The organism is Thauera sp. (genome assembly GCF_035444905.1).
Taxonomy (GTDB): Bacteria; Pseudomonadota; Gammaproteobacteria; order Burkholderiales; family Rhodocyclaceae; genus Thauera.
On record NZ_DAOMPS010000017.1, the window covers coordinates 68,674 to 76,540 of the forward strand.

The following is a 7,867-nucleotide window of genomic DNA, read 5'->3' on the forward strand; positions in this document are numbered from 1 at the left end:
TTTCTCTTACAGGGGGCAGGCGTAGGTATCCGGCTTCGCCCGGTCGAACACCTCGTTCGCCCACAGCATCACCACCATCTCGTCGTCACCAATATTAGTGATGTCGTGCGTCCACCCCGGCACCGTCTCCACAATCTCGGCCTTTGCACCGCTGGTCACCAATTCATGCGTCTCGCCGCTCTGCATGTGGCGGAACTTGAAGCGGGCTTCGCCCTTGATCACTAGGAACTTCTCGGTCTTGGTGTGGTGGTAATGGCCGCCGCGGGTGATGCCCGGGTGCGCTGTGAAGAAGGAGAACTGCCCGCAGTCGGGCGTCTTCAGCATCTCCACGAACACCCCGCGCGCGTCGCCGTGCATCGGCACCGTGTAGGCGAAGGACTCCGGCGGCAGGTAGCTCACATAGGTGGAATACAGCGCGCGCACGAAGCCCGTACCCACGCGTTCGGTCATCAGCGTGTCGCGGGTGGCGCGGAAGGTCTCGATCTGGCGGGCCAGCTCGCCCACCGTGGTGGTGTATTGCGGCGTCACTGTGGCGAAGCCATCAGGATCAACCGCCGCGTCGGCGCCGTCCATGAGCTGGATGAAGCGCTCGACCACGTCGTCCACATACACCAGCATCACCGGCGCGGTCGGGTCGTTGATCTGGATCGGCAGGTCGCGGGCGATGTTATGGCAGAAGGTCGCCACCGCCGAATTGTAGTTCGGTCGGCACCACTTGCCGAACACGTTGGGCAGGCGGAAGACATGCGCCGGTGCGCCGGTGCGCTTAGCGAAGGCCTGCAGCGCCTCTTCGGCCATGCGCTTGCTGGCGCCGTAGGGGTTGTCGCGGGCGGCCTGAGAGGAAGAGGTATAGACGATCGGGATCTTGCGCCCGCCCGCGCGCATCTCCCATTCCACCGCCTCGACCAGTGCGGCGGTCAGGTCGGCGTTGCCGGTGACGAACTCCTGCGGATCCTGCGGCCGGTTTACCCCGGCCAAGTGAAACACGAATTCCACCCGTTCGAGCAGGCGCGGCAGGTCGGCCGCGGTGTTCACGCGCGTGAAGCACACAACTTGGACGTCCTTGCGCTCGGCCAGGTGCTGCTGCAGGTTCTTGCCGACGAAGCCGCCGGCGCCGGTGATCAGGACCTTCATCGCCTCAGCACTCCTCGACGGTCGTCGTCTCGCCGCGGGCAATGCGCTGCATGCCTTCGAGCTTGAGTAGCAGTTGCGTCATGCCTTCCAGGTCCAAGCGTGCAGTGTTATGCGAGTTGTAGTCCTCGCCGTGTGCGGTTTGCGTCAGCCTCGCCTCGCCCTGATCCACGAACTTGCCGTAGTTGAGGTCACGCCCATCGGGCGGCACTCGAAAGTAGTCACCCATGTCTTCTGCACAGGCCATTTCCTCGCGGCTCAACAGTGCCTCGTAGAGCTTCTCGCCGTGGCGGGTGCCGATGATGTTTACCGGGTGATCGGGTTTCCCCATCAGACCGGTCACAGCGCGTGCCAGCGTCTCGATGGTGGCGGCCGGTGCCTTCTGCACAAAGATGTCGCCGTTGTTGCCGTGCTCGAACGCATACAGCACCAGATCCACCGCATCGGCCAGCGTCATCATGAAGCGGGTCATGCTCGGGTCGGTGATGGTGATCGGCTTGCCCGCCAGCACCTGTTCGACGAACAGCGGAATCACCGAGCCGCGCGAGGCCATCACGTTGCCGTAGCGTGTGCCGCAGATCACCGTTCCGGTGCCTTCCAGGTTGCGGCTCGCTGCGACTATCACCTTCTCCATCATCGCCTTGGAGATGCCCATCGCGTTGATTGGATAAACGGCCTTGTCGGTGCTCAGGCACACCACGCGTTTGACACCAGCAGCGACAGCCGCCTCGAGGACGTTCTCAGTGCCGAGCACATTTGTGCGCACAGCTTGCATCGGGTGGAACTCGCAGGACGGCACCTGCTTGAGCGCGGCGGCGTGGAAGACGAAATCCACCCCGCGCATCGCCTGTTCCACGCTGCGTTGGTCGCGCACGTCGCCGATGTAGAACTTGAGCTTGGCGCTGTTATAGCGCTTGCGCATGTCGTCCTGCTTCTTCTCGTCACGGCTGAAGATACGGATCTCGCCAATGTCTGAGTCAAGAAAACGCTTCAGGACCGCGTTACCGAATGAACCCGTCCCACCCGTAATGAGGAGTACTCTATTGTTGAACATCAAATCCTCTCAATTTCCATTCCGATAAAAGAATTTCCTACGACTAATAGCGGAAGGTCGACCGCTCGTAAGCCATGTTAGAAGCCAAAAAACTGCAGAAAAATAAGGCTCTAAAGTCTGTGCTAACTGATTGTTCGCGGGGATATACAGAACTAATATGCATGAATATAAGAAGACAAGCGCGCCCGCGTCACTTCCGGAAACGACGGAGCTCTTCCATGAAGCCCCCCATACAAAGGCAAAGATCGCCATCACGAAAGGAACGCCTGGAAAACCTACATCACTTGCCAGCCAAGGAAAAATCGTCGACCACTGAGTCTTATCGTCCCACCCTGCGGCGTTGATCTTTGCCATGTAGCTGCGATCGTACAACGTCTCATCGATATGGTTGCCGAGTCTATCGATGAGGAAGGGTGAATGCCCTAATCCATACGTCCACGAAAAATCCGAATCGAGTGCTAATGATAATCCGTAGTAACCCTGTGCTGTGTATGCAGTTAGCATCTCAAGGCCAAACATGGATTTTGACACGATAGGGGATTGATTTTTACCGCGGGTGGAGCACACCAGAGTCTCTCCCACGCAAAATGCGTCATCTCCACCCATTCTTGATTCCTTTCGATCGATAAATAGAGCCAGTGCGATTATCGAGATGGTCGCAAAAAAAAGTAAGAAACCGAAAATTCGAGTGACGCTAAAGTGGAGCCGGCCAGTTACAAGGCTCTGCCGTGCTAGTCGAATGACCACCGTTCCGATGACTACAAAAAGGAGGTCGATTGTTTCGCGATCTGTCCCACGCATTAGAGAGAAAATAACTATCGAAATTACATGCAAAAACAGCAGTATAAAGTCAACTCGCCGCAAATGCTCCCAGTTCAATATTGAAAATGGTATCACGCAGAAAACGAAAGGTCCGAAGGCTGCGCGCGCTATCGATACGTAAAGCCTAATTCCAGACTCATTTGCTTGTAGAGCCACCTGCATTTCTCTATATGCAGCACCCTGATCGCCAAGAACGAGCCCGATCTCCCATGGCCATTTCCCCGTGTATGCCAATGTAGATGGAAAAAGAAGTGCAATGCTAGCTATCGCGCCAAGCCGAAAGCAGAAGCGCCATGCGCGTAAATTGCCTCCGGGAGAGGAGGATCGGGACCCCAAACAAAAGCCGACCGAAATGCTTGCTATCGAAGCGCTGAGGAACAACAGTAGAGTTGTAGTGTTTTCGATTGGCCAGTTGAACGGCCCACCGAAAAAAAGAGCGACCGTTAAAGCTAAATAAGTAGTGCCAACGTACAGAGGCATTAGACGGAGCGTGTGGAATGAATTACTCATCAGCTAATCCGGTCCGCTACGTTGCGGAAGCGATGTCGAGGAGTTGCCGAGCGACATGCGTCACTTCGAAGTTTTGAATGAAGCAACCCGGCCCTTCTTTACTCATCATATCAAGCCTATCCGCGTCTTGGAGAAGAGCTTCAATTGCTGCTAGTAGTCTAGAGGGCTCACCTGCCTCCACGCTGATGCCTACCGCGTTCGCGAGAAGGAAGTCACCGTAATCGGTTGATTTTTCTACGGAGGCAACGATTGGTAATCCGGCGCGCAGATAGTCGAGAGTCTTTGAAGGGAAAGTCGGGACATTGACGTTGCGCACCGTACAAACAAGAGCGATGTCGCAAACCTGGATAATCTTAAGGTACTCCGGTCGAGGAACTCGCGGGATCCAGCGGAGGTTGCGATGCCCGCTCACGAGGTAGGCCTTTACTGCCGCCTCCAATGGTCCGCTACCTATGATCAAGAAATATAGCGGCGAATCTGCGCCCTCCGCTAGTTCAGCCATCTGAAGAAGGTCATTGAGGCCTCGACCCGGCGCAAGTTGTCCGCCGAAAACAACTATAGGGCGGCAGCTCGGCAGTTCATATTCATTGCGAACGGCTTCGGCGTCGATGTCAGTCAATACCTCCCCTTTAGCCCATATGGGTAGGACGTCCACGTGCTGGGTTGGACGAAGGTCGTAGTGATCCTGAACGTACTTGACATTAGCCGGCGACATGCAGCCGATGGTGTCAAATCGACGAATCAGCAGCGTCTCCACGAGTTTTGCAGCTTGAAACAAAATCCCCGAGGGAATTGCTCCAATCTGTTGTTGATGGTAAGGAAAAAAATCCCATTGTATAAGAAGGGATTTCTCGCTCATTTTCCGTGTCAGCATTAATATTGGTAGCGCCATCGTCACGGCAGGGGAGAATCCAATTACCAGATCGAAGGCTTGGTTCCGAAGTCGGCGCCGTAGTGTCAGGTGGCCCCATATCGACGATAAGGTCCATTTCAACACTTTGTTGAGAGTTGGGAAAGGCGAGCGTGTCATCACCGGCGGTATCGCAATTACGCGGACGCCCGATCCGGTCTTCAGTTCGACCGTCTGACGGCCGCTATCGCCGGACCAGTCGAGGCAAGCAACCGTTACCTCATGGCTAGCCAATTGAAGCGCCTCCGCCAACTCATTGGTGAGCCAAGGATCATTCTCATTGAGTGAAAACTTCGTGCACAAGAGCAGTATTTTCAACGAGTGCTCCTTCTGAACCAGATCAGCAAGATAAACCCCATTGTCGCAGCCAGAATTGCATTGCTGGCGAGGTGTGCATATACCGGTGCATGAGCGCCGGCACTGTCTTGAAGGAAGAAAAAGAGGATAATTAGAATTGGGCCCTGCAGGAATTCATAGGCTATCGACAACAATACATGACCTCTCCCCATAAAGAAAAAGGAGATCGAGGCGGCTATTGTTCTAAATATGTCTCCGGCAAATTGCGCAGAGAAGAGGGTAGACATGGGCAGAAAGGTGTCTGAAAAGACTAGTCTTATGGTCAAATCGCGAAACGTATAAATCACAGCGAGACCTATAATCCCTGCCCCTAGGAGGAAGGCCATAGCTTTCGCGAGCTCGTTTAGTGCTCGCCTATGGTCAATTGCTGCGGCGAAGCGAGGCATGGCGTAATTGATCAAGAGTACGCCCACGAACTGCATATAGACGTCAGATATCTTGACTACGCCTTGCCAGTGGCCCACTACGCTCCATCCAAGGTCTGATCCGAGAGCCTCTCGAATGACTAAGTGCGCTACGGGAATTGATGTGGCGCCTACCACGGTTGCAGCGGAAAAGGAGAGTAGCCGCTGAGTCCGATAACGGTCTAATTTCCACTTCCAGCTGTGTAGCATCTCCCTTCGGTACCAAAGGGCATGGTGTAGCGCAATCACCCCCGGTAGCGCCGGCATCAACACCAAACCAAAGGCCGCACCTTGGAAACCAAAGTTCGTTACTAGAATGGCGAAGGCGCAAGTGGCGAGAAGGGTGCCATGGATATTGATTTTTGCGTAGAAGGCGCTGTCTCCGCGGCTACTGGCTTCCGCAACGACCAAATTTCCATACGCCACTACGGCTTGTACTAGTGCTAGAGAAATGAAGAGATAGGCGTAGTTGTCTTTCAGCAGAATGCCGGAAAGCGGGTGGGCGAGCGAAATGCATGCAACGCCTACGAGGACCGATATCCCTGTCGTAAGTGTGAATGCAGCGGATAGCCAACTCTTCCCCTCTGGGGTGTTTATCTGGTTGCTTGCCAGGGATCTGATAACCCCATTCGTAATACCGCCGCCGGCGAGCATAGTAGTGATCGCCACGAACGTCATGAATTGACCGAGCAGACCAAATCCGTCTGGACCTAGTTCTGAAGCCATCAGTTTGATGACAATCAGTCCGGAGATGATTTTGACCCCAGTGGAGGTCATGAAATGAGCTGCTGAGCGAAGGGCGTTCAAGTTGCGTTGGAGGTCGAGTAGGAGTGAGCGGAGAGCTTCTATAAGGCGAAAAGGTAAAAAGGCTTTTTTACATAAAAGTTATCGATTCACCTACTCAACAGTAACTGACTTCGCCAGATTCCTCGGCTTATCCACATCCGTCCCCTTCGCCAGCGCCGTGTGATACGCCAACAACTGCAGCGGCACCACGTGCAGGATCGGCGACAGGTCGCCGTAATGCTCCGGCAGCCGCAGCACGTGGATCTGCTCGGTCTCGGGGAAGTGGCTGTCCGCGTCGGCGAAGACATACAGCTCGCCGCCTCGGGCCTGGACTTCCTTGAGGTTGGACTTGAGCTTGTCGAGCAGGCTGTCGTTGGGGGCGACGGCGATGACGGGCATGTCGCGGTCGACCAGGGCGAGCGGGCCGTGCTTGAGTTCGCCGGCGGCGTAGGCCTCGGCGTGGATGTAGGAGATTTCCTTGAGCTTGAGTGCGCCTTCGAGCGCGATCGGCCAGTGCCGGCCGCGACCGAGGAAGAGGGCGTGATGGCGGTGGGCGATGTTCTGCGCCCAGGCCTGGATGCTGGGCTCGAGTTCGAGCACGCGGGCGACGGCGACCGGCAGGTGGCGCAGGCGGGCCAGGTGGTCGTGCTCGGCCTGTTCGTCGATGCGGCCGCGCAGCTTGCCGACGACCAGGGTCAGCAGGAACAGCGCCGCGAGCTGGGTAGTGAAGGCCTTGGTGGACGCGACGCCGATTTCCGGCCCGGCGCGGGTGATGAAGCGCAGCGCGCATTCGCGCACGATGGCCGATTCCGGCACGTTGCAGATGGCCAGCGTGCGGGTGTGGCCGAGGTCCTTGGCGTAGCGCAGCGCGGCCAGTGTGTCGGCGGTTTCGCCGGATTGCGAGATGGCGACGACGAGCTGGTTGGGGTCGGGCACCGAGCTGCGGTAACGGTATTCGCTGGCGATCTCGACCGTACAGGGGATGCCGGCGAGCGATTCGAGCCAGTAGCGCGCGGTGACGCCGGAGTGGTAGCTGGTGCCGCAGGCAAGGATCAGCACCGAGCGCACACCCGCCAGCAGGTCCGCCGCGTCGGCGCCGAAGATGCCGGGCTGCAGCCGGCCGCCGTTGCCGATGAGTTCGAGCGTGTTGGCCAGGGCCTCGGGCTGCTCGAAGATCTCCTTCTGCATGTAGTGGCGATACTGGCCGAGCTCGACCGCGTCGGCGGAGAGCTGCGAGACGACGACCGGGCGCTCGACTGGCGCGCCGCTGGCGTCGGCGGTGCGCAGACCGTCGGCGGTGAGTTCGGCGATGTCGCCGTTTTCCAGGTAGATGAGCTTGCGCGTGACCTGCAGCAGGGCGGAGGCGTCGGACGCGGCGTAGTGCCCCGCGTGCGCGCCGTCTTCGACCAGACCGAGCAGCAGCGGCGAACCTTCGCGCGCGACGACGACCTTGCCCGGCTGGCGCTCGTCAATGACGGCGATGGCGTAAGCGCCGACCAGTTGGTGCGTGGCGGCGAGCACGGCGTCGAAGAGGTCGGGCCGCGCGCGCAGCTCGGCCTCGACCAGGTGCGCGATGGTCTCGGTGTCGGTGTCGGAGGTAAAGACGTAGCCCTGGGCGCTGAGCGCGCTGCGCAGGGCTTCGTGGTTCTCGATGATGCCGTTGTGCACGACGGCGATGCCGCCGGAGACGTGCGGATGGGCGTTGCGCTCGCTCGGTGCGCCGTGGGTGGCCCAGCGCGTGTGGGCGATGCCGGCGTGGGCGGCGACGCCTTCGCTCGCGGCCGCCAGCTCGGCCACGCGGCCGGCGGTGCGCACGCGCTGCACGCCGGCGCCGTTGAGCACGGCGATGCCGGCCGAGTCATAGCCGCGGTATTCGAGCTTGCGCAGGCCTTC

At 58.2% G+C, this 7,867-nt stretch carries 6 protein-coding genes; all 6 read right to left on the minus strand.

What is annotated here, in order from left to right:
• Positions 1-6: 6 nt before the first annotated feature.
• Positions 7-1,134 (minus strand): UDP-2-acetamido-2,6-beta-L-arabino-hexul-4-ose reductase, encoded by a 1,128-nt coding sequence (gene wbjC / locus PLC66_RS10085; RefSeq protein WP_324539936.1) that lies wholly within the window; start codon positions 1,132-1,134, stop codon positions 7-9.
• Positions 1,135-1,138: 4 nt separating this feature from the next.
• Positions 1,139-2,185, minus strand: coding sequence for a polysaccharide biosynthesis protein (locus tag PLC66_RS10090; RefSeq protein ID WP_324539938.1), 1,047 nt, complete (start codon positions 2,183-2,185; stop codon positions 1,139-1,141).
• A 9-nt stretch (positions 2,186-2,194) separates the two neighbouring features.
• A complete protein-coding gene (locus PLC66_RS10095) occupies positions 2,195-3,517 on the minus strand; it encodes a hypothetical protein (protein WP_324539940.1) in 1,323 nt (440 codons plus the stop codon).
• A 16-nt stretch (positions 3,518-3,533) separates the two neighbouring features.
• Complete coding sequence (locus PLC66_RS10100) at positions 3,534-4,745, minus strand: glycosyltransferase family 4 protein (RefSeq protein WP_324539942.1); 1,212 nt, start codon at positions 4,743-4,745, stop codon at positions 3,534-3,536.
• The gene (locus PLC66_RS10105) at positions 4,742-5,995 is read right to left on the minus strand and encodes an O-antigen translocase (RefSeq protein ID WP_324539944.1); all 1,254 of its coding nucleotides are present in this window, start codon (positions 5,993-5,995) and stop codon (positions 4,742-4,744) included. Before PLC66_RS10105 ends, PLC66_RS10100 begins: the two co-directional genes overlap by 4 nt.
• Positions 5,996-6,085: 90 nt before the next feature.
• On the minus strand, positions 6,086-7,867 hold a 1,782-nt coding region (gene glmS / locus PLC66_RS10110; RefSeq protein WP_324539946.1), incomplete at its 5' end, for a glutamine--fructose-6-phosphate transaminase (isomerizing).

Excerpts from the sequence above, each read along its gene's own strand:
- wbjC (WP_324539936.1), bottom strand. The coding sequence starts at position 1,134 with ATGAAGGTCCTGATCACCGGCGCCGGCGGCTTCGTCGGCAAGAACCTG.
- PLC66_RS10090 (WP_324539938.1), bottom strand. The coding sequence starts at position 2,185 with ATGTTCAACAATAGAGTACTCCTCATTACGGGTGGGACGGGTTCATTC.
- PLC66_RS10095 (WP_324539940.1), bottom strand. The coding sequence starts at position 3,517 with ATGAGTAATTCATTCCACACGCTCCGTCTAATGCCTCTGTACGTTGGC.